Source organism: Halorubrum sp. Boch-26 (genome assembly GCF_029889805.1).
In the GTDB taxonomy this organism is placed as follows: Archaea; Halobacteriota; Halobacteria; order Halobacteriales; family Haloferacaceae; genus Halorubrum.
On sequence record NZ_JARANT010000046.1, the window covers coordinates 1 to 20,478 of the forward strand.

Annotated in this window: 21 protein-coding genes, 2 tRNA genes and 1 pseudogene; 6 read left to right on the forward strand and 18 right to left on the reverse strand. The window is 70.4% G+C overall.

Going from position 1 to position 20,478, the window contains the following annotated elements; all coding sequences use genetic code 11:
• From OQF71_RS08340 to OQF71_RS08350, 3 genes are all read right to left on the reverse strand, one after another.
• On the reverse strand, window positions 1-935 hold a 935-nt coding region (locus OQF71_RS08340), incomplete at its 3' end, for an aminomethyl transferase family protein (protein WP_280587025.1).
• Window positions 936-1,040: 105 nt separating this feature from the next.
• Window positions 1,041-1,340: a DUF6432 family protein gene (locus OQF71_RS08345; RefSeq protein WP_280587027.1), complete on the reverse strand. Its 300-nt coding sequence runs from the start codon at window positions 1,338-1,340 to the stop codon at window positions 1,041-1,043.
• 46 nt (window positions 1,341-1,386) lie between these two features.
• Complete coding sequence (locus OQF71_RS08350) at window positions 1,387-1,908, reverse strand: archaemetzincin family Zn-dependent metalloprotease (protein ID WP_280587028.1); 522 nt, start codon at window positions 1,906-1,908, stop codon at window positions 1,387-1,389.
• Between the two features lie 39 nt (window positions 1,909-1,947).
• Between OQF71_RS08350 and OQF71_RS08355 the strand changes: the two genes are divergently transcribed.
• Together OQF71_RS08355 and OQF71_RS08360 are read left to right on the forward strand one after the other, a co-directional pair.
• The gene (locus OQF71_RS08355; protein ID WP_280587029.1) at window positions 1,948-2,445 is read left to right on the forward strand and encodes a UPF0146 family protein; all 498 of its coding nucleotides are present in this window, start codon (window positions 1,948-1,950) and stop codon (window positions 2,443-2,445) included.
• 64 nt (window positions 2,446-2,509) lie between these two features.
• Window positions 2,510-3,373, forward strand: a complete 864-nt coding sequence (locus OQF71_RS08360; RefSeq protein WP_280587030.1) for a TIGR01548 family HAD-type hydrolase — start codon at window positions 2,510-2,512, stop codon at window positions 3,371-3,373.
• 47 nt (window positions 3,374-3,420) lie between these two features.
• Here the strand turns inward: OQF71_RS08360 and OQF71_RS08365 are convergent.
• The 3 genes from OQF71_RS08365 to OQF71_RS08375 all read right to left on the reverse strand — a co-directional run bounded on the left by OQF71_RS08365 (window position 3,421) and on the right by OQF71_RS08375 (window position 4,200).
• Window positions 3,421-3,496: transfer RNA gene (locus tag OQF71_RS08365), tRNA-Ile, on the reverse strand.
• A 33-nt stretch (window positions 3,497-3,529) separates the two neighbouring features.
• Complete coding sequence (locus OQF71_RS08370) at window positions 3,530-3,919, reverse strand: group I intron-associated PD-(D/E)XK endonuclease (RefSeq protein ID WP_280587031.1); 390 nt, start codon at window positions 3,917-3,919, stop codon at window positions 3,530-3,532.
• Window positions 3,920-4,091: 172 nt separating this feature from the next.
• A tRNA-Asn gene (locus tag OQF71_RS08375) sits at window positions 4,092-4,200 on the reverse strand.
• 164 nt (window positions 4,201-4,364) lie between these two features.
• Here OQF71_RS08375 and cca point away from each other — a divergent pair.
• The gene (gene cca / locus OQF71_RS08380) at window positions 4,365-5,783 is read left to right on the forward strand and encodes a CCA tRNA nucleotidyltransferase (protein ID WP_280587032.1); all 1,419 of its coding nucleotides are present in this window, start codon (window positions 4,365-4,367) and stop codon (window positions 5,781-5,783) included.
• 33 nt (window positions 5,784-5,816) lie between these two features.
• Here cca and OQF71_RS14585 read toward each other — a convergent pair whose 3' ends face one another.
• The 4 genes from OQF71_RS14585 to OQF71_RS08400 all read right to left on the reverse strand — a co-directional run bounded on the left by OQF71_RS14585 (window position 5,817) and on the right by OQF71_RS08400 (window position 8,136).
• A complete protein-coding gene (locus tag OQF71_RS14585) occupies window positions 5,817-6,197 on the reverse strand; it encodes a hypothetical protein (RefSeq protein WP_280587033.1) in 381 nt (126 codons plus the stop codon).
• A gap of 70 nt (window positions 6,198-6,267) precedes the next feature.
• The gene (locus tag OQF71_RS08390; RefSeq protein WP_280587034.1) at window positions 6,268-6,624 is read right to left on the reverse strand and encodes a CrcB family protein; all 357 of its coding nucleotides are present in this window, start codon (window positions 6,622-6,624) and stop codon (window positions 6,268-6,270) included.
• Window positions 6,621-6,968 carry a CrcB family protein gene (locus OQF71_RS08395; protein WP_280587035.1) on the reverse strand — a complete coding sequence of 116 codons (348 nt, stop codon included), beginning with the start codon at window positions 6,966-6,968 and terminating at the stop codon, window positions 6,621-6,623. Before OQF71_RS08395 ends, OQF71_RS08390 begins: the two co-directional genes overlap by 4 nt.
• A 19-nt stretch (window positions 6,969-6,987) precedes the next feature.
• Window positions 6,988-8,136, reverse strand: coding sequence for a DUF87 domain-containing protein (locus OQF71_RS08400; protein WP_280587037.1), 1,149 nt, complete (start codon window positions 8,134-8,136; stop codon window positions 6,988-6,990).
• A gap of 114 nt (window positions 8,137-8,250) precedes the next feature.
• Between OQF71_RS08400 and OQF71_RS08405 the strand changes: the two genes are divergently transcribed.
• Window positions 8,251-8,727 carry a carboxypeptidase regulatory-like domain-containing protein gene (locus OQF71_RS08405; protein WP_280587039.1) on the forward strand — a complete coding sequence of 159 codons (477 nt, stop codon included), beginning with the start codon at window positions 8,251-8,253 and terminating at the stop codon, window positions 8,725-8,727.
• A 76-nt stretch (window positions 8,728-8,803) separates the two neighbouring features.
• Here the strand turns inward: OQF71_RS08405 and OQF71_RS08410 are convergent, their stop codons facing one another.
• The 5 genes from OQF71_RS08410 to OQF71_RS08430 form a co-directional block, all read right to left on the reverse strand.
• Window positions 8,804-9,577 carry a protein-L-isoaspartate O-methyltransferase gene (locus tag OQF71_RS08410; RefSeq protein ID WP_280587040.1) on the reverse strand — a complete coding sequence of 258 codons (774 nt, stop codon included), beginning with the start codon at window positions 9,575-9,577 and terminating at the stop codon, window positions 8,804-8,806.
• Between the two features lie 79 nt (window positions 9,578-9,656).
• On the reverse strand, window positions 9,657-10,349 hold the full coding sequence (locus OQF71_RS08415) for a protein-L-isoaspartate(D-aspartate) O-methyltransferase (protein ID WP_280587041.1): 693 nt from the start codon (window positions 10,347-10,349) through the stop codon (window positions 9,657-9,659).
• A 42-nt stretch (window positions 10,350-10,391) separates the two neighbouring features.
• On the reverse strand, window positions 10,392-10,868 hold the full coding sequence (locus tag OQF71_RS08420; protein ID WP_280587042.1) for an Hsp20/alpha crystallin family protein: 477 nt from the start codon (window positions 10,866-10,868) through the stop codon (window positions 10,392-10,394).
• A gap of 71 nt (window positions 10,869-10,939) precedes the next feature.
• Window positions 10,940-12,448: a stage II sporulation protein M gene (locus tag OQF71_RS08425; RefSeq protein ID WP_280587043.1), complete on the reverse strand. Its 1,509-nt coding sequence runs from the start codon at window positions 12,446-12,448 to the stop codon at window positions 10,940-10,942.
• 49 nt (window positions 12,449-12,497) lie between these two features.
• A complete protein-coding gene (locus tag OQF71_RS08430; protein WP_280587044.1) occupies window positions 12,498-13,922 on the reverse strand; it encodes an MATE family efflux transporter in 1,425 nt (474 codons plus the stop codon).
• Between the two features lie 137 nt (window positions 13,923-14,059).
• Between OQF71_RS08430 and OQF71_RS08435 the strand changes: the two genes are divergently transcribed.
• Together OQF71_RS08435 and ilvA are read left to right on the forward strand one after the other, a co-directional pair.
• Window positions 14,060-14,527 (forward strand): gamma-glutamylcyclotransferase family protein, encoded by a 468-nt coding sequence (locus OQF71_RS08435; protein WP_280587045.1) that lies wholly within the window; start codon window positions 14,060-14,062, stop codon window positions 14,525-14,527.
• Between the two features lie 271 nt (window positions 14,528-14,798).
• Entirely contained in the window at window positions 14,799-16,010 is a 1,212-nt protein-coding gene (ilvA, locus tag OQF71_RS08440; protein ID WP_280587046.1) for a threonine ammonia-lyase, read from the forward strand.
• Between the two features lie 339 nt (window positions 16,011-16,349).
• Here the strand turns inward: ilvA and OQF71_RS08445 are convergent, their stop codons facing one another.
• From OQF71_RS08445 to folP, 3 genes and pseudogenes are all read right to left on the reverse strand, one after another.
• Window positions 16,350-17,420 (reverse strand): FAD-dependent oxidoreductase, encoded by a 1,071-nt coding sequence (locus OQF71_RS08445; RefSeq protein ID WP_280587047.1) that lies wholly within the window; start codon window positions 17,418-17,420, stop codon window positions 16,350-16,352.
• Between the two features lie 134 nt (window positions 17,421-17,554).
• Window positions 17,555-18,991 (reverse strand): DHH family phosphoesterase, encoded by a 1,437-nt coding sequence (locus OQF71_RS08450; RefSeq protein ID WP_280587049.1) that lies wholly within the window; start codon window positions 18,989-18,991, stop codon window positions 17,555-17,557.
• Window positions 18,992-19,027: 36 nt separating this feature from the next.
• A pseudogene (gene folP / locus OQF71_RS08455) lies at window positions 19,028-20,413 on the reverse strand (dihydropteroate synthase); the annotation flags it as partial.
• Window positions 20,414-20,478 lie beyond the last annotated feature (65 nt).

A 20,478-nucleotide genomic window follows, 5' to 3' on the forward strand; every position in this document is an offset into this window, starting at 1 on the left:
ACGGCCGCGCCGGGAGTCGGGAGGGCATCGTCGTACCCCTCCGGATCGGCGTCGCAGTCGATCTCGGCGGTCGCGTCGGCGAGCCCGTCGAGGGCGAGGCCGACGAATCGCCGGCTCGGCCGCCCCTGGTTCTCGACGCGGGAGACGACCTCCTGCCCGACGTAACAGCCCTTCTCGAAGTCGAGGGCGTTGCGGAGCCCGAGGACGTTCGGCACGGTTCCCTCCAGCTCGTATTCGAAGAGCGGCGTGCCGGCCTCGGCGGAGAGCGCGTCCCACGTCCGGTAGCCGAACGGCGCCGCGTTGAGCCCGCGGTTGATCAGCGTGTCGAACACCTCCTCGGCGTCGTCGGCCGCACAGACGACCTCGTACCCCTCCTCGCCGAGGGGCGCGTCGGTCGCGATGACGGTGACGCCCGCGTCGACCATCGAACCGCGGACGAAGGAGAGCGGCTTCTCGGGGGCGCCGGGTCCGCCGAGCACGGAGGCGACCTTCTCGGTCGATTTGGGGCCGTGAACGCCGAACACGCCGAACTCGTCGGAGGCGTCTGCAACCGTCACGTCTTGGATGAACACCTTGCTCGACCAGTCCTCGGCGACGGCTTCGGTGCGCTCGGGCGGGAGGAAGACGAGCAGCCGCTCGTCGGCGTTGTACACGTACATGTCCGTCTCGATGCCGCCCTGCGGGTCGAGCAGGAGCGCGTACACGCCCTGCCCGTCCTCGGCCGGGACGCGGTTGGAGACGGCGTTGTCGACGAACTCGACGCGGTCGTCGCCCGTGATCGCGAGCACGCCGTACCCCATTTCGATCGCGCCGACGACGTTGCGAACCGCCTTCCCGACGCGCTCTGGCTTCCCGTAGTGGTCGACCACCCGACGGCCTCCGCGGTCGCGGTACGTCGCGCCGTGGGCGCCGTGCGTGCCGGAGACGAGAGTCATACCCCAAGAGAGGTCGGGGAGCGGCAAAAGGTCGCTGGCTCGCGGTGAGGTCGCGACGGCGCGGTCGCGGTGTGACGATCGCGGTGTGACGGTCAGGTGTCGGGGCTACAGTCCGAGCCGATCGCGGAGCGTGTCGACGAGTCCTTCTCGGCGGTCCTGGTTCGGCGCGTCGGGGTCGGGGAACACGCGGTCGTGCGCGTAGACGCGGACGCGCTCCTTGCTCTCGACCGTGATGAGCGAGTCCTCCTTCAACGCGGAGAGCGCCTCCTCGACGGCGTCGATGTCGGCGTCGACCGCCGCTCGGAGCTCCAGCACTGTCATCCCCTCGTCGCCGCGGTCGACGAGCGCGTCCAGCAACGCGACCTCGACGTCGGGCCGGTCGCGGTATTCCGGCTTTGCGGCCATGGGCGTCAGTTGGACAGGACGGGGTTTACGTTTACCGGCGACCGAGTTATCGGACGAGCCGAGAACAGGAGCCGCAGAGGTTCTCCTCTTTCACGTCGACCTCGCGGACGGTCGGGGAGAAGGACATGACGCATTTGCTGTTGTCGCAGTGCTCCAACCCGAGCGTGTGGCCGATCTCGTGGACGACTTCCTTGCGAACGCGGTCTGAGAACACGTCGACCGCGGGCTTCGTGGACACGCCGCCGTCGGAAGAGGTTCGGAGCCGGTGGGTGGAGATCACGGAGCCGTTTCCGTTGAGGTACGCGAGCCCGAACACGTAGTTCCGGCGGCGGTAGTACAGGTCACGCGGGGTGATACCGATGTTCTTCTCGCCGCCGCCGACCCGGCTGACGGTCTCGATGAGGTCCTCGGCGCGGTACTGGTCGCGGCCCTCATCGTAGGCGGTTTCGGGGATCGGCTGATCGTCGTGGACCGTGACGTCACAGTCGTACACCGATCGGAGCACAGCGGAGGCCTCCCGTTTCACGCGCGGGGTGACCTCCCCGACGGGAACGATGTCCACGAGCATGGAATCGCTTATGACCGCCCCAATCTTAAAGCCCGCGCCGTGGTCTCACCGCCCCGCCTAGCGCTCGTCGAGGAACTCGCCGACCACGAACGACTGCTGGAGGTCGGCGTCGGCGATCGCCCCGAGGTCGCGCGATCGCTCGCCGAGCGCGGTCGCGACGTCGTCGCAGTCGACATCGCCGGCGGCGAGCGCACGCTGGCGGCGGCCAGCGAGACGGGAGGGCCGACGGTCGCCGGTTCGCTCCGCGCCGTCGAGGCCGACGTGCTCGCTCTCGCAGAGGCGACCGACGGTGAGAGCGAATCCGTGCTCGGCGGGACAAGCGGCGAGTTCGACGCGGTGTACGCCTGCAACCTCCCGGCGGAGCTCCAGCGCCCGACGGTCGCGCTCGCGGAGCGCTTAGACGCCGCGTGCCTGTTCACGACCCTCGGCTTCGAGGAGCCGACGGTCTCGGTCCGTCGTCGGTCGCTGTCGGGGACGACCGTCTACGTCGCCCGCAGTGGCTCGGCGAGATCCGGGTCCTCGGCCGACGGTCGGTAACGATCTTCCGGCGGAGTCGGCCGGGAACCCGAACGTTCTTTCCCTCACCTGCCGGCGTACGGGTATGCAGGTCGACGCAGTCGTTCTCGACATCGACGGCGTCCTCGTCGACGTGGCCGACTCGTATCGGCGGGCGATACTCGAGTCCGTCGACAGGGTGTGTGGCAAGACGATCGACCGCGACACGGTCCAGGCGTTCAAGGACGCCGGCGGGTTCAACAACGACTGGGAGCTGACGGACGCGGCCGCACTGTACGTGTTAGCGCGCCGCGAAGGGCTTCGGATGGACCCCGAGGCGTTCACCGATCGAGTCGCCGAGGCCGGAGGTGGCCTCGCGGCGGCGAAGGCGGTCGTCGGGGATCTCCCGCGGGTCGCGCAGGCGCGGGTCCGCGATCAGTGGGACACCGAGCGCCTCCGCGAGACGTTCCAGGCACTCTACCTCGGCGAGGAGCTGTACCGCGAGCTGGAGGGCGGGAAGCCGCCGCTGTCGGCGCCGGGGTACATCCACGACGAGCCGACGCTCGTCGAGCCGGAGACGATCGCGGACCTCACCGCGCGGTTCGACGTTGGCGTCTTGACGGGGCGACCCGGGGCCGAGGCGGAGATCGCCTTGGAGCGCGTCGGTCTCGACGTTCCCGACGACCGCCGGTTCACGATGGACGACTGGGAGGAGGGGAAGCCGCACCCGCGGGCGCTCGTCGAGCTCGCGGAGCGGTTCGACGCCGAGCGGGTCGCCTTCGCCGGCGACACCCTCGACGACGTGCGGACCGCGCGCAACGCCGACGACGAGGACGCGAGCCGGGTCTACTACGGGGTCGGCGTGTTGACGGGGGGACTCACCGGCGAGGAGGGACGCCGGAAGTACGCCGAGAACGGCGCCGACGCCGTCGTCGACGACGTGAACGAGCTGGTCGGGCTGCTGGAGTAGGGTCCTCGGGTGCGCGTGGCTCGCGGAAAATAGTTACCGCGGGAGAATGGGCCTTGCCGGATTCGAACCGGCGATCTTTCCGTTATGAGCGGAAGGCTTTGAGCCAGACTAAGCTAAAGGCCCTTTTCGTATCAATTCGTCTCTCTCGGTTCCTCTTTATATTGTCGGGTTGGAACCGAGAGAGGGCAATATCTCGTGGAAGAGGTAGTCTTCATGCCAATTGACATTTTTGATGTTATTGTTTTTTGACTGTTCATATCGAATCGTCATTTGAGTTTTACTAGCATCTTTGATAGGTATCAAGTAGGTTTCATCACACACGGGAGCATAGACTGCGAGAAAATCGACGGACCCTTCGTATCCCTCTCGCTCGTATCCTGAACTCTTTGTCCGGGTACTCCGCGTTCGGAACCGTACTGCTCCGTCGGTCGTCGCTTCAAAAGCTGTTTTTATTTGAATACGGTAGAAATTCCCTTTAATCTCAACTACAAGATCATACGGCTCATTATCGTATTCCGGAGATAGAACAGAAATTCCATAACTCACAAATTCCGATTTTACGATTGCTTCGGCCGCTTGGCCGCTTGGCCGCGTTTCTGTGGCTCCTCGAGTGAAGCAAATTGCTCGCTCCGATTCGACATATCCGATGGAGGGGTAGATACACAAAATAGGCCCGCCACCAAGTGAAAGTATAGCCGAGAATGAAACGGAAGGAAGGCGCCGAAGCCAGGACTCGAACCTGGGACCGCCTCGTAACTGTGACGTCCGGGGGGAGCTCCGCCGAGCGTCGTAACAGCGAGGCGCTCTACCAACTGAGCTACTTCGGCTCATCTTCGGATACTCGCGTTCTTTTGATATGGCTTTCGTTTCCGCCCGACTCGGGGGAGACGAGTTGGCACGGCGTCGGCGCCGCGGTCGCCGTCGGTGTCGCGGACCGGTCGGTCGCCCCCGCGACCGACACGTTTTCGGCCGGACCGCGAGAGGGACGGGTATGAGCGATCCCGAGTCGGACGGCGCCGAGTCCGACGAACTCGAGGCGGTGCTCTCGCGCGTCCGCGAGCGGGCCGTTCCGGAGCCCGAGGAGCGCGAGCGCCTGCGGGCGGTCGCCGGCGAGCTCGCGGAGCGGGCCCGCGAGGCGATCGCCGGCCTCCCCGTCGACGCCGACGTGGTGCAGGTGGGGTCGACAGCGCGCGGGACGTGGGTCTCGGGCGACCGCGACATCGACCTGTTCGTCCGGTTCGACGCCGACCTCGACCGCGCCCAGCTGGAGGAGTACGGGCTCGCGGTCGGCCACGCCGTCCTCCCCGACGGCCACGAGGAGTACGCCGAGCACCCGTACGTGAAGGGAACGTACGAGGGGTTCGACGTCGACCTCGTCCCCTGTCACGACGTGGAGACCGCGAGCGACCTCGTCTCGGCGGTCGATCGGACGCCGTTCCACGACGCGTATCTCTCTGCGCGGCTCGACGACGACCTCGCCGCCGACGTCGTGCTCGCGAAGGCGTTTCTGAAGGGGATCGGCGCCTACGGGAGCGACCTCCGCACGGAGGGGTTTTCGGGCTACCTGACTGAGCTGCTCGTCTTGGAGCTCGGCGGGTTCGTCCCGCTCGTCGAGTCCGCCCGGAGCTGGCACCCGCCGGTGGAGTTCGACCCGGAGGGTCACGCCGAGAAGACGTTCGACGACCCGCTCGTCGTCGTCGACCCCACGGACCCGACCCGCAACGTCGCGGCGGTCCTGTCGGCCGCGAACGCCGCGCGGTTCCAGCACTACGCCCGTGAGCTGCTCGCGGCGCCCCGCGAGGCGCTGTTCGAGCCGGCCGACCCGGAGCCGCTCGATGCCGCGGGCGTCCGGGACCACCTCGATCGCCGAGGAACGACTCCCGTCGCCGTCGTCGTCGACGCGCCCGATCTGGTCGACGACCAGCTGTGGCCCCAGCTCAGACGCTCCCTCGACGGGATCGTCCGCGGACTCGACGCACACGGGTTCGACGTGTTACGCGCGCAAGCGATGGTCGGCGACGATCGAGCCGAAGCGGGGGCGGGCGGGCCGGTCCGCGCCGCGCTGTACGCCGAACTGGAAGTCGCGGAGCGGCCGGCGGTCAAGCGCCACGAGGGGCCCCCGGTCGCGGTGCGGAAGCACGCCGCGAGCTTCTACGAGTCGTACGCCGACGACGTCGACCCGGAGACGTACGGCCCGTTCATCGACGGAGACAGGTACGTCGTCGAGAGGGAGCGGGAGTTCACGGCGGTGCGGGCGTACCTCGAGAGCGACGCCGCGGGCGACGTCGCGCTCGGCGCACAGGTGGAGCGGGCGTTCGCCGAGCGCGACGTGCTGGTCGGCGACGCCGTCGCGACGCTCGCGCCGACGTTCGGGACGACGCTCCGCGAGTTCTACGAGCCGCACCCGTGAGCGGACCTCCCGGTCACCGACAGTTCACCGGCCTCACCCCGAAAAGCGGTCCGAGATCAGGTAGACGAGGGCGACGATCGCGACCAGCACCGCCCCAATCGCGGAGGTGAACGCCGCGACGCGCGGGAAGACGAGCCAGAAGGCGACGTAAAAGGAGAAGCCGAACGCGAGGAGTCCAACGATCACGACTCCGCGGGTCGGATTCTGTACGGCGGCGACGAACACCCGCTGGGGCAGCGAGAGGTCGCCGAACGACGGCGCGTCGTCGCCGAACGCTTCGGCCGTGGCCTCCGGGGACGCGGCGTTCGCGTCGGGGTCAGCGGGACCCGAACCGCCGGCCGCGCGCTCGGCATCGGCGCCTCCGTCGCCCCGACTCACGTTCCCGTCGCTCCGACTCTCGGCGTCGTCTGTCACGCGAGACGATACGTCCCGGAGGTGCCTGTACCTGTCGCTCGCGGGCGTCGCGTCGGGGTGACGTCTCGACTCACGCGAACGCGCTGACGACCGCCGAGCCGGCGAGAAACGCGCTCAGCGCGGCCACGAGGTTCGCGACGGCGAATCCGATCGCGATATCCGCCTCTCCGCCCGTCGCGGTCGACACGGTCTCGACGGCGAACGAGGAGAATGTCGTGAACGCGCCGCAGAACCCCACCGCGAGGAGCGCGGTCGCCGCGGACCCGACCGGCGCGGCGAGGACGCCGCCGAGAGCGAGGCTTCCGAGCGCGTTGACGGCGACGACCGATCGCCGTCCCTCGATCCGGAGTCCGACGGCGTGTCTGGCGGTCGCGCCCAGCGACCCGCCGACGCCGACGAGCGCGGCCGCGAGGAGCGGGTCGGTCACGACCGCCCTCCGATCAGGAGTCCGCCGAGCGCGGCCGCGAACCCGATAGCGTAGCTCGCAGCGACGTACGCGGCGCCGAGCGACCCTCCGAGCGCGACGGCGTCGCCGACGAACGTGCTGTAAGTGGTGAACGACGAGAGCGCTCCGGTGCCGACGAACAGCTGGGTCCGGGTCGCCGTCGCGCGGGAGACCAGCAGTCCGAGCGCGAAGGACCCGACGGCGTTGACGACGAGCGTGCCGGCGCCGGTGGGGCCCCCGACGGCGACGTCGACCCCGTGTCTGGCGACGGCACCGAGGAAGCCGCCAGCGGCGACGAAGAGGAGACCGAGCGGCGTCCGTTCCATACCGACGCGTCGACGGGGGTCATCTTGGGCCTTCGGACTCGGCCGCGTCCGGGGCGTCGCCGCCGGAGCCGTCGCCGTCGTCTTCGACGCGCTCGGCAGTGGCGGCGTGCGCGGCGGCGTCCACGTCGCTCGCTCGCGGGCTCCCGCCCCCGTGCGGGGTCCGCCGCTCGCGGACTCTGACCGTGTGAGCCGTCTCGGTCGCGTCGTCCACGACGAGCGCCTCGCCGGTGCCGGTCGGGAGCCGCTCGGCGAGGTCGCCGGCGAGGTACGTCGCCTCGGCCTCCGCGAGCCGAGCGACGTCGCGTTCGGCGGTGAGCCGGTGACAGATCAAGAGGTCAGACTGCGAGACGGCGACGCTCGGCAGGGCGCCGGGGCGCTGCGTCGCGCAGACGAGCGAGACCCCCGGTGCACGGCCGCGAGTCAAAAGCGTCCCGAGCGCGGGAGCGGCGACGCCGTCGAAGAAGGCGTGCGCCTCGTCGACGAGCAGCCACGGGAGGCGATCGAGGTCGCTCTCGATCCGGGCGTGGTAGAGTCCCCGGGCGACCGCCCTGACGACGGCGGCCGCGGCGGCCTCCGGGACGCCAGCGAGATCGAGCACCGTCGGCGTACCGTCGGCGGCGAGCGCGGCGATCGGCGGCGCCTCGGCGTCGAACACGCCCCACGACGCGGCGAGCCGGAGGTGGTTCGCGGCGGCTCGACGGGCGTCCGCCGGCGCGTCGGCCTCGACGACGCGCTCGCGGAGGTCGGCGACTGAAACCGCCTCCGCGTCTTCGGTCGCGTCGGCGACGGCCCGCCACAAAACCCCACCCGGGCCGCTCGTCGGGTCGAGGCCGAGCAAGTCCGGCCACGCCGCAGGCGGGACGGCGTCCGGCCGGATAGCGGGGTCGACCACGCGACCGCCCGCGGCCCGAAGCCCGTCGAAAACCCCCATTGGATCGACGACGACCGGCGAGACACCGGGGGCGTCCGCGAGTCCCTCGGCGAGGACGCCGAGCGTGTACGACTTCCCGGTGCCGCGCTTGCCGAAGACGACGCCAGCGTGCGGGCGGTCCGCGTCGACGCCGACTGCGGCCCCGGCGCTGCCGTCGCGAGCGAGGAAGGATCCGAGCCGGACCGTCGGGAGCGAGGGAGTGCGATCCGGATCGGTCTCGCGGCCGAGCACGTGCATGGCCGACGGTGGTCGCGGTATCGCACAAAAACGACCGGGTGGCGAGACGAAGGAACCCGCAGAGGGCCCCACCGGTCCGACCGCTTATCAGTGATACCGCGGCCAGCGGGGCGTATGTCCGACTCGAAACGCGACGGACGCACCGCGAACCGGCGATCGTTCCGCACGGACAGCCGCGCAATCGAAGGGCTACCGGTCAGGCTGGTGATCGCCCTCGTCGTCGGCGTCGCCAGCCTCAGCGTGATGATGGGGATGATCGGGGACATCGAGGGGCTCGCCGCGACGGAGGTCGACGCGCAGCCGCAGCCCGAGGTGACGACGCCCGGCGAGCAGTCGATCGACGTCTCCGTCATCGATCCCGACGGAGCGCGGGTCGCGGACGCGACGGTGATCGTCCGCAGCGGGTCGGCACAGATCGACGGGGTCGCGACGGCGAAGACGAACGAGGAGGGCGTCGCGACTATCGAGGTGGCGCCCGAACTGGGACCGAATCAGCCGGACGGAACGCTCACGGTGGAGGTCAAGCCGCCGGCCGAGGGCGACTACGTCGACGAGCGGGAGAACACGGCGGTACTCGTCGTCGAGGAGTAACGAGGATCGGCCGAGTTGACATTCTCCCCGCCCTGCAGGGCGAGGTTTTAGCCTTCCAACGTCCATAATCCGGCCGCTAAAGCCGGTCGTCCCAGTCGATCCACTCCTGCTCCCAGCCGTGTCGCGCGAAGTGGCCCTGCTTGGCCCGTTCGGCGTCCTCGCGGCGCGTGCGATTTCGCTCCACGCCGCGCTGCTCGCCGTCGACGAGCATCGGCTGGAGTCGGGCGGGACCGGCGGTCTCGACAGTACGGAAGCCCGGCGGAGCGTCGTCGTCCGACTCCGCCCCGCTATCGGGGACGGCCTCGACCGCCGCGACGGTCTGGACCGCGTTCCCGCGCGGGTAGACGAGCCGCCCACCGTCGGCGAGCTGCTCCCTGAGCGCGTGTGGCGGTTCGAGAACCGCCGCCTCCAAGAGAATGCGGTCGTAGGGCGCGTATTCCGGCAGGCCGTTGGCGCCGTCGCGCCGGTCGACGAGGACGGCGTCGTAGCCCGCCGCGGAGAGGTTCGAGCGCGCCAGGTAGACCGCTTCACGGTCGATGTCGATCGCGTGGACGTGTTTCGCGCCCGCGATCTCGGCGAGCATCGCCACCGAGTAGCCGACGCCGGCGCCGACGACGAGAACGTCGTCGCCCTCGGCGGCGTCCAGCGCGGTGATCAGGCGGACCGCCGTCGCCGGTGCGAGAACGCGCGTTCCGGCCTCGTCGCTCGTGGCGTTCGCGTACGGAGAGTCGTCCACGAACGCTTCGCGCGGAATTCGCTGGAGGGCCGTCAGCACGGCGGCGCCGAGGGGCTCGCCGAGTTCGTGTTCGAGCCCCTCGATCATATCGGCCCGCAGCGACGCCTCGTCCATGGTCGGTCTCGGTGCTCGGTCACCTAAAACCGCTCGTTCGCAGCGGAGCCGGGAGAGCGATCGTCACGGTCGACCGCCGTCACTGCATCGGCACGAAGCGAACGCCACCGTGATCCTCGCGGTCGACGCCGTCCTCGCGGACCGTCAGGCGCACGAGCCGCTGGCCGCCGCGGTCGAGGAATCCCCCGTCGTCGACCGGCGCGACGACGCGGCCGCCGGTCCGAACCTGCTCGACGATCGGTTCGGGGACGTCGCCGGACGGGGCACACGTCAGGAACGCCGCGTCGAACGGCGCCTCATCGCAGAACGCCTCGCGGCCGTCGCCGGCTCGGACGGTCACGTCGTATCCGAGTCTAGCGAGTCGATCGCGGGCGTCCGCGGCGAGTTCGGGGACGTACTCGGCGCTGAAGACGTTCCCCGGCTCGACGAGCTCGGCGATGACGGCCGCGTGGTAGCCGCAGCCGGTGCCGACCTCGAGAATGCGGTCGCCGCGGTCCGGATCCAAGAGGTCCGTCATCATCGCGACCATGTGCGGGGCGCTGATCGTCTGGTCGTGGCCGATCGGGAGCGGACGGTCGGCGTAGGCGCGCGGGCGGCGGCTCTCGGGGACGAACTCGTGCCGCGGCACGGCCTCGATCGCAGACAGCGTGCGCTCGCTCACGTCGAGGCGCTCGCGGAGCGCGTTGACGAGTTCCCGTCGGGCGGCCGCGAGGTCTTGGCGCTCCTCGGGTTCCGAGCCGTCTCTGGAGCCCGGCCCGTTTGTGTCGTCCATGCGGGTAAATAGCACGGGGGAGGTGGAGAAAGTACCGGCGGCTCAGCTCACGTCAATACTGTGACCGCTGGTGGCGTCCGACCGCTTCGGCAGCGTGACGGTGAGGACACCGTCCTCATACGAGGCGGTTGTACCGTCGCGCTCGACGGGCTCAGCGATCGGTATCCGTCGCGAAACGGACCGCGATCGGCGCTCGCGGCGGTGGTACCGGACGTTCGAGTCGCCCTCGTCGTCGGCGTCTGCGTCCGCGACTTCGATATCGCGCTCCTCCTCGCGCGTGGCCGCGATCGACAGCGAATCCTCACGCAGTTCGATATCGATGTCGTCGTCGTCGAATCCGGGAAGGTCGGCCAGAACCGTGAACGACTCGTCGTCCTCGATCACATCGACGGCGACATCGCGGGAGCCGGGGAACCGTGGAGCGTCGGGCGTATCGAGCGTGCCGCCGAGTTCCTCGAACTCCCGCCCCATCCGTTCGAGCAGTTCCTCTATTTCGCCGAAGGGATCGCGTCGCGTCATACGGGTCAGGATTCGTGACGGAGCGACTTGAACGTACGGGCGGGGCGGCTCTGAGCGTGTGTCGCTGGCACCTAGAGGAACGGCCGCCAGTAGTACGGACTCACGAACCCCTCGATAAACGCGGCGACGGCGATCAGCAGCCCGACACCGATCAGCACCCAGAAGGCGGCCTCTAACGCATCGGCGAACTCGTCGTGGGACCGACGCCCGCGGAGGGTTCGCCACGAGACGATCCCGAGGTGGATCCCGAGCGCACCGGAGACGAACAGCGCCGGGATCTCCAAGATTCCGTGGGGAGCGACGAACGCCGCGAGCGCGGCGAGATTCTCCTCTAACGCGGCGGTGGCGCCGAGCGCGAATCCGTTGAACGCGACCGACGAGAGCGCCGGGACCACGAGAGCGACCCCCGAAAGCGATGTCGCGATCGCGACCGACCAGTTGTTCCCGAAGAAGTTGACGGCCGCCACGGGCGGGATGTGACCGACGAGTCGGCCCTCGATGGAGGTCGCGATCGCGCCGACGAACGGGTCGACGGCGAGCCAGCCGAGCGCGCCGAACCCGACTCCGACGACGACGACGATCGCGTGCAGTCCCGGCGTCCGGCGGACGAACCCGGCCATCTCGCGCCAGCCGCGGCGGACGCCGCCGGAGAGCTGTGCACGGAGGCTCGCCTCGGGCGGATCGAGCGGGTCGACGGCCCCGCGGTGGTCGGCGTAGAGGACGGTCTTGAGCAGGTCGAGCGCGGGGGCGGCGACGACCGCACTGATGAGCGCGACGACCGCGCCGCCGCCGAGGAACGCCAGCGCCGAGGCGGCCGACGAGATCGCGACGAGGACGCCGACGGCGACGACGAGGTACGCGGCGGCGTCCGCCGGGTTCGACCGAACGAACTCGCCGGCGCCCTCCGCGGCGCCGACTGCGCCCGCGTCGTCGACGACGATGGCGGCCGGCGCGAACGCGAAGACGACCCGCACGAGCAGGAGCGCGACGAGTCCAACGAGGAGGACCACCAACGCGGCCGCGGCCCCGAGGAACGGGTTGACGACGAACGCGGCGCCGATCGCGAGCCCCCCGAGGAGGAGGACGCCGAGCCAACAGAGCAGCTCGGCGACGTAGATCCCGAGGAACGTGAGCCAGCGGTTTCGGACCCCGGCGATACCCGCGGTGAGGCCGCGGTCGGTCTTGAGCCGGGCGACGACGGCGGACATTTGCCCGGCCGAGACCGCGGCGTACGTCAGGATCGCGATCGCGACCGTCGCCAGCGTCCCGGCCGCGAGGAGGGCGATCGCGGTCGGCGACGCGAGCGGTTCGAGCGCCGGGGCGATCGACTCGCCCCACGCCTGCAGCGCCTCGGGGTCTTGGGTGTCCGGCGGCGTCAGGTCCAGTTCCGCGAGTGCGTCGCGAGCGGCCGCGAGCCGACCGGTGAGCTCGAAATGGAGGTAGACGCCGGCAAGCGCGGTGAACATCCCGATCCGGGCGATAACGGGGACCGCCGTTCCGAGGAGGTAGAACGGGATCAGGTCAGCGGGACGCCGCCGGAGGGTGGAGGTCGTGGCGGTGACAGCGGATGACAGATCCATGCGAAGCGGTTCGGCTGTCTCCCACTTAACGAGTCCGCGTGTCGGGGGGTCAGTCCGTCGCTGACTCCTCGGTCTCGTCGCCGTTCGGGTCGGCGAGCCCACTGCCGCGCTCAGCCATCATTTCCGCGGCCCGCCCGGCCCAGCCGGAGTACCGGAAGCCGGCGGCGACGACGACCGCCATCCAGACGTACGCGACCGAGACGCCGACGTACGCGCCCGTCGGACCGAATCCGGCTGTCCGACCGAGCAGCCACGACGCGCCGAGGAACAGCCCGAACATCCCGGACACGCGTGCAACCAACGGGATCCGCGTCTCGCTCGCGCCCTGCAGCGACCCGGAGAGCGCCGAGAAGCAAGCGAGTGCGGCCCCGGCGACCCCGTAGACGCGGGCGAAGTCGACCGCGTACCGGACCGTCGGCGCGTCGTCGGTGAACAGCGGGACGAGCCGCGGCGCGGCGACGACGAGTCCGACGCCGATCGACCCGACCGTGAGCACGCCGAGCCCGGCGACCGCCCAGCCGTTGAATCGCGCCTCGTCCGGGTCGCCCGCGCCGAGCGCCTGCCCGACGAGCACCGAGGCCGCCACGTTGTAGCCGCGAGAGAGCGGTCCGGTCACCTGCTGATACACTCGGCGTCCGATCTGGAAGCCGGCGTTGACCGCCTCGCCGAAGCTCAAGAGGAGGGCGTTGAACGGGAATTCGGCGAGCTCCGAGCCGAACCCCTCCGCCACCCGCGGCGCGCTCACGCGGAGGAGCTGGCCGGCGATCGTGAGATCGCGGGGACGCGCGAAGTTCGCCTCGGTCCACGACCCCCAGATCGCGAGACAGAGGAGGCCGGCGGTGAGCACGTTCGCACCCGCGGTCGCCAACCCGACGCCGACGACCTCGAGTCGCGGGAAGCCGAACAGCCCCAGTCCGAGGACGACCGAGCCGACGATGTTGACGGAGTTGGCGGCGACGTTGACGTACATCGGCGTCCGGGTGTCGCCCGTCCCCTGCAGCGCGCGGGCGCCGACGAGCGCGACGTGGCGCGCGGGGGCGGTCGCGAACACGATCGCGAGGTACGTCGAGCCGAGGGCGACGACCTCCGGCGCGGTCCGCTCGCCGACCAGCCGACCGAAGGCGTCGATCGCGAGCTCGCCGAAGAGGAGGCCGACGAGCACGAACGGGATCCCGGCGAGCGCGCCGATCAGGATCGCCTGCGTCACCGCCTCGTCGCGGTTCCCGGTCGCGTCCGCACCCGTGTCCTGCGAGGAGAGCGCGATGGCGCCGCCGCCGAGTCCGAGGCCGATCCGGAGCGGGAACCGGGCGTAGAGGTCGGCGAGCCCGATGGCGACGACCGCGGCGGGCGAGAACAGCGCGGTGACGAGCACGTCGGTCGTCCGCATCGCGGTGCGGAACGTCTGCTCGGCCATGACGGGCCACGCGAGCGCGAACACGCGCCGCCAGACGCCGCGCAGCCGCGGGAAGTCCATGTACCACGTGGGACGGTCGTGCGCCGTTTTTACATGTCGGAGGCGGCTGGGACCGCCGGAGCCGATGCGGTTCGGGTTGCTCCACGCCCGACGCTGGCGTCCGAAGCTTCAAGCGTGCGAACGACCCACACGGATCTATGGACGTGTTCGCGTACGGAACACTGACCGAGCCCGACCGCGTGGCCGAGGTACTCGATTCGTACGTCTACGTGGGCTCAGCGACGCTGACGGGGCTCCGTCCCGTCGAGGGTCGGTACCCGACACTCGCGCCCGGCGGGGAGACGGCGGGTCGCCTCCTCCGAACCGACGAGGCGGCCGCACTCGACGAGTACGAGGGGGTCGGAGACGGGCTGTATCACCGGGTAAGCGCCCCGCTCGACGCGCCGGGGGGCTACCCGGATCGGGCGGCCGTCTACGTCGGCGACCCCGACCGCCTCGGCGCGGACGCGACGTGGCCCGACGCGACGCAGTCGGGCGAAACGCGATCGGGCGCGACGGGGTCGGACAGTCTCTCGGGCACCGCCGGCGAGTTCGGCGAGCGCGTCACGGCGTACCTCGAACGGGCCGACGTGCGGGTGCAGCTGACCCCCGAAAATCTCGTCTGACAGAGGTATGACGGCGGAGCAGTCGTGCGGTTTTACTTTCGCTCCGCTAGCCCCACCTTTTTGTATACAGCCCGCTTGGTTTCAGCTGCACGTCACACGCGTGCATTCCCCCCTTTACAGACGGCGAGCCGGTCGCTCGTCCGTCGGGTTCCTGTACACCCCGGAGGGTCCGGTCCGTCGGTCGGTCGAGACGGCGCGCGGAAGCCGAGTGAACTCGCGCGAGACGGCTCGGACCGGAACCGATTAGCGGTCGGCGCGGCGACGGAAACGCATGCTATCCCTCTCCGACGTTCACGAGGCGCGCGAGCGCGTCGACGGCGTGGCCCGTCACACCCCCTTAGAGCGGTCGCGAACGTTCTCCGAGATGAGCGGCGCTGACGTTCACCTCAAGCTGGAGAACCTCCAGCGCACCGGCGCGTTCAAGATCCGCGGCGCGATGAACCGGATCGCGACCCTCTCCGATGCCGAGCGCGAGGCCGGCGTCGTCACCGCGAGCGCGGGGAACCACGCGCAGGGGGTCGCCCTCGCGGCCCAGCGCGCCGGCGTCGACGCCACCGTCGTGATGCCGAAGTTCGCGCCCGTCTCGAAGGTGAAGGCCACGCGGGGGTACGGCGCCAGCGTCAGGCTGGAGGGCGTCGACTACGACGAGGCGCAGGCGTACGCCCACGACCTGGAGCGAGAAGAGGGCCGGACGTACGTCCACGCGTTCAACGACCCGGTCGTGATGGCCGGACAGGGGACGCTCGGGCTGGAGATCGCCGACGACTGCCCCGAGCTCGACACGGTCGTCGTCCCCATCGGCGGGGGCGGCCTCATCTCGGGCGTCGCCGTCGCGGTCAAAGAGCGGCTCCCCGACGCGCGGGTCGTCGGCGTACAGGCCGAGGGCGCGGCCTCGGCCGCGAAGTCGCTGGAGGCGGGCGAGGTGCGCGAGATCGACAGCGTCGACACGATCGCCGACGGGATCGCCACGCGGGCGATCGGCGAGGAGACCCTGGCGGTCATGGAAGAGTACGTGGACGAGATCGTCACCGTGGACGACCGCGAGATCGCCTTGGCGCTCACGCTCCTCTTGGAACGCTCGAAGACGCTCGTTGAGGGCGCCGGCGCGGTCGCGCTCGCCGCCGTTCTCTCCGAGGCGTTCGAGTACGACGACGGCGAGACGGTCGTCGCCGCGCTCTGCGGCGGCAACATCGATCTCAACCGACTCGGGACGGTGATCCGACGCGGGCTCGTCCAGATGGGTCGCTACCTCAAGATCACGGTCGACCTGAAGGACCGTCCGGGCGAGCTGGAGCGCGTCTCCAGCATCGTCGCGCGCACCGGCGCGAACGTGTACGCGGTCCACCACGACCGCACCTCGCGGGACGTCGCCGTCAACGCCGCCGAGCTCGAACTGGAACTGGAGACCGACGACGCCGAGCACGCCGCCGACATCGTCGACGCGCTCGAAGCCGACGGGTACGAGGTCGAGATTCTCTCGTAGCGCGGGCGGCGACCAGTTATAAGTAGAGCGGCGGTGCGGCGGCGCGTGCCGACGAGCGGCCCACTGGCCGCGAGTAGCGAGGGACGCCGCGAGCGCCTTTATAAGGCGCGAGCGGCGAGGCTGGGGAGGCGTGAGGTGCGGTCGCTGTGCGGGGCGGGACTCAAAGGGGCGCCCGCCTCACGGATGGGTTTTGGAGGATTTCACCGGCGATTCGCAGTCGGCTGTTGATAAATGGGCGTCTGAGGTGGTGGCAGCGGTCGGGCCGCAGTCAATCGGTCGTCGGTCTGCAAAAGCAGAGGCGGACGGTCATTTATAAACGTCCACGGGGTCCGACGAGTCTCAGTCGTCCGCGGCCGCGGCGTCGACCGCACCTTCATAAAGCTCGCCGGCGCGCTCGCGCTCGGTGAGGTACTCGTCGGCGTCGAGCGCGGCCTTCACGCCCATCCCGCCGGCCGTCGCCGCCTGCTGGTAGTGGAAGTCGACCACGTCGCCGGCACCGAAGAGGCCCGCGACGCCGGTGGCCGTCTGATTCCCGCCGCGGCCGCCCTCGGTGACGAGGTAGCCGTCGTCGTCGGTCTCGATGCCGAGCCCCTCCAGGAAGTCCGTGTTCGGCGTGTGGCCGATGGCGAAGAAGACGGCGCCCACGTCGAACGCGTACTCGTCGACCTCGTCGGCGGTCGTCGGGTCCTCCAGCTTCTCCTTGGGGTGGCCGTCAGGGTGCTCGACGAGCGTCACGCGGTCGATCCCGTCCTCGGGGGTGCCGTGGATCTCGGTGAGTTCGGTGTTGAGGAGCAGTTCGATCTCGCCGTCCTCGACCTTCTCCATCGTGCGGTCGATCCAGACGTCCTCCGCGCGGAACTCCTCGCGGCGGTGCGCGATGTAGACGGTGTCGGCGAACTTCGTCAGGAAGTTCGCCTCCTCCATGGCCGCGTCGCCGCCGCCGACGACGAGCATGTCTTCGCCGCGGAAGAACGCGCCGTCGCAGGTCGCGCACGTCGAGAGGCCGTACCCCATCAGCTCGTCCTCGCCGGGGACGCCGAGCGTCCGGGCGCTCGCGCCGGAGGCGGCGATCACGGCGTCGGCGGTGTAGCCGTCGCCGTTCGTGAGCTCGACGCGGAAGTGGCCCGCGGGCTCCTTCGAGACGTCCTCGATGATCCCGTTGCGCGTCTCGGCGCCGAACTTCTTCGCCTGCTCTTTCATGTTGTTGATGAGCTGCGGCCCGGAGATCCCCTCGGGAAAGCCGGGGTAGTTCTCCACGTCGGTGGTGAGCGTGAGCTGGCCGCCCGGCTCGTCGCCCTCGATGAGCAAGGGGTCGTTGTTCGACCGCGCGGCGTAGATGGCCGCGGAGAGCCCCGCGATACCGGTACCGGCGATGATCAGTCGACGGTGATCGACAATATCGTCAGTCATGCAATACTGTTCGCCGCCGCGAAATATGTAGGTTGCGCCATTGGACGCGGCGGACGGTCAGCCGCGGCGGGCGGCCAACCGCAGTGAACGACCGACCGCGAGAACGGTCCGCGTTCCGTCGCGAAACGACGCACTCAGTCGGTCGAGAACTCCGACGGCGTGCCGGTCGGCTGGGTCGGCGCGTCGTCGAGCGCCTCGAAGAATCGGCCGGAGACGAACGTCTCGACGACCTCCGCCAGCGACTCCGACTCCGAGACCTCCTCCAAGATGCCGAGCGGGACCTGCGCGCCGGCCATGGTGGCGTGCCCGCCGGCGGAACCGACCGGGTCGAGCGCGTCTCGGAGCAGTTCGCCCACGTCGAGGTCCGCGCCGCGCGACCGCGCGGAGCCGTAGATCACCCCGTCCATGTACCCGTAGACGAACGTGACCGTGATCCCGTCGAGATCGAGGAGGCGCTCGGACGCCTGCGCAAGGGTGTCGCGGTCGCTGATCTCGCCGACGCAGGAGGCGACCGTGGACCCCCTGACGTCTCGCCCCTCGATGGCGTTCGCGAGCACCCGGAGCGTCTCCTGGCTCACGCTCGGGCTCTCGACGCGTTCGAGCGTCGACTCGTCGGCGAGCGGCGACAGCGACGCCGCCGCCTCGAAGTCCGGGATCGACGTCGACCGAGTGAAGTCCTTCGTGTCGATTCGAATCCCGTACAGCAGGGCGGTGGCGAGCTGCCGGTCCGGCTCGACGCCGAGCCGCGAGAGGTACTCCTCGATCAGCGTGCTCGTCGCGCCGGCGTCCGGCCGGATGTCGACGAACTCTCCGTCGACCGGTCCCCGGGGCGGGTGGTGGTCGACGACGATGTCGATGGGGTGCCCCTCGGGGAGGCTGTCGTTGATCCCCGCCCGCGAGTGGTCGACGAGGGCGACCCCGTCGTACTCGTCGAGGTCGATCCCGTCGAACGTCGTCAGCGAGAGGTCGAGCAGGTTCACCATCGCTCGGTTCTCCTGATGAGCGATCTCGCCGCCGTGACAGGTGTCGGCAGGGACGCCGACGACCTCGGCGATCCGCGCCAGCCCGATCGCGCTCGCGATGGCGTCCGGGTCGGGGTTGTCGTGTGCGACCACGAGGAGAGGGCCGGAGAGCCCGCGGAGCGTCGACAGCAGGCGGGGCGGCAGCTCGTCGCCGTCGACGCCGGTCGCCGCCCGAACGCGCGCGGCCAATGCCTCGACCGGGTCGACGACGCGGTCGGCGACCGCCTCCAGCGCCGACCCCTGGGCCGCGGTCGGGTTCGCGCCGACGTGCGCGACGATCATCGCGTCCGGGTAGCGCTCCCGCGCGGCCTCCGCGGCGGCGACGTTGCGCGCGGGGTCGTCGCTCGCGACGAGCACGACCGCGACGTGTTCGGGGTACGTCGACGGGTCCGTGGGGTCGGCCTCGACGGTGGCGACGTTGCGGTCGCGCAGGGTCGACGCCCACCCGGTGTCGTCGGTGATCGCGATCAGCTCACCGCGCGACTCGCGGGTGCGCTCGACGAGCGTGTTCCCGACCGCGCTACAGCCGAGCAGCAGACGCCGGGCCATACCGGCGCGAAGGGGTACGAGTGGAAAACGCTGCCGTCATTCGTCCGGGGCGTCGGCGCCGTCGTCTCCGCCCTCGGCCTCGCCGCCCCTGCGGAGGGACCCGTTCACGGCGCCGGCGACGTCGACCGCGGCGCGGTTCTCCGCCACGTCGTGGACCCGCACGATGTCCGCCCCCCGGTCGGCGGCGAGCGCGGTGGCGGCGACGGTGGCGTGCTCGCGATCGTCCGGGCCCCGGTCGACCGCCCCGAACAGCGACTTGTGCGAGTGGCCGATGAGCACGGGACAGTCGAGCGCGGCGAACTCCCCGGCGCGGTCGAGCAGCTCGAACGCCTCCGACGCCGACTTCCCGAAGCCGAGGCCCGGGTCGACGATCACCCTGTCGCGGTCGATCCCGGCCGTGTCGGCGAGCGCCAGCCGCTCGCGGAGCGACGCGACCACGTCGCTCACCACGTCGTCGTACTCGGGGTCGTTCGTCGGGTCGACCGGCGCGTCGAGGCTGTGCATCACGACGACCGGGCAGTCCGCCTCGGCGACGACCTCGCGCATCGCGGGGTCCTCCAGCCCGGTCACGTCGTTGATAATGTCGGCCCCGGCCTCCAGCGCCGCCGCCGCGACCGGCGCCTTCCGGGTGTCGACCGAGATCAGCACGTCGCCGTCGGCGACCGCCGACACCGACTGCGCCGCCTCGATCGTCGGGACGACCCGGTCGATCTCCTCCGCGGCGGGGACCGGCTCGGCGCCCGGCCGGGTCGACTCGCCGCCGACGTCGACGATGTCGACGCCCGCCTCGACCATGCGCTCGACGCCCGCGACCGCGTCTTCCAGCGCCTCGTGGCGCCCGCCGTCGTGGAAGGAGTCCGGCGTGACGTTGAGCACGCCCATCACGGCGGTGCCGTCGGTCCACGGGTAGTCCGGGGCGGAATCGATCCCGGAGTCGACCTCGGCAGCGTCGATCCCGAGTCGGTCGGCGATGTCGGCCGCGACGCCCGCGACCCCCTCGCGTTTCCGGGCGCGCAGGCGGTCGAGCAACTCGCGGTACTCCGCGACCGTTCCGCCGAGCGTGATCGGGACCTGCTCGCCGCCCGGGACGCGCCCCTCACTCGCCCCTATCCCCCCGATCGCGGCGTCGCCGCCGACCTCGCGGATCGCGGCCGCGAGGCGCTCGGCGCGGTCGCCGCGCAGCCGGAGCGTGAGGACGCGGTGGTCGATCCCCTCGGCGCGGGCCGCGGCCGCGTGGGACGGGACCCCGGCCGCGTCGAGCGCGCGGCGAGCGCCGGTCTCGTCGGTAATCGACCGCGGCGTCACGGTCCGGAGCCGGGCCGCGCGCGCCTCGGCGACCGCGAACAGCGATCCGACGAGCAGCACGCAGTCGTCCGAGTCGGCGCGGTCGACCGCGGCGTCGAGGGCGGCGGCCACCTCGTCGACGCCGGTCTCCTCGGCGCTGTCTTTTTTTCTTTTTTGTCGGTGTCGGTGGTACAACTAAAATA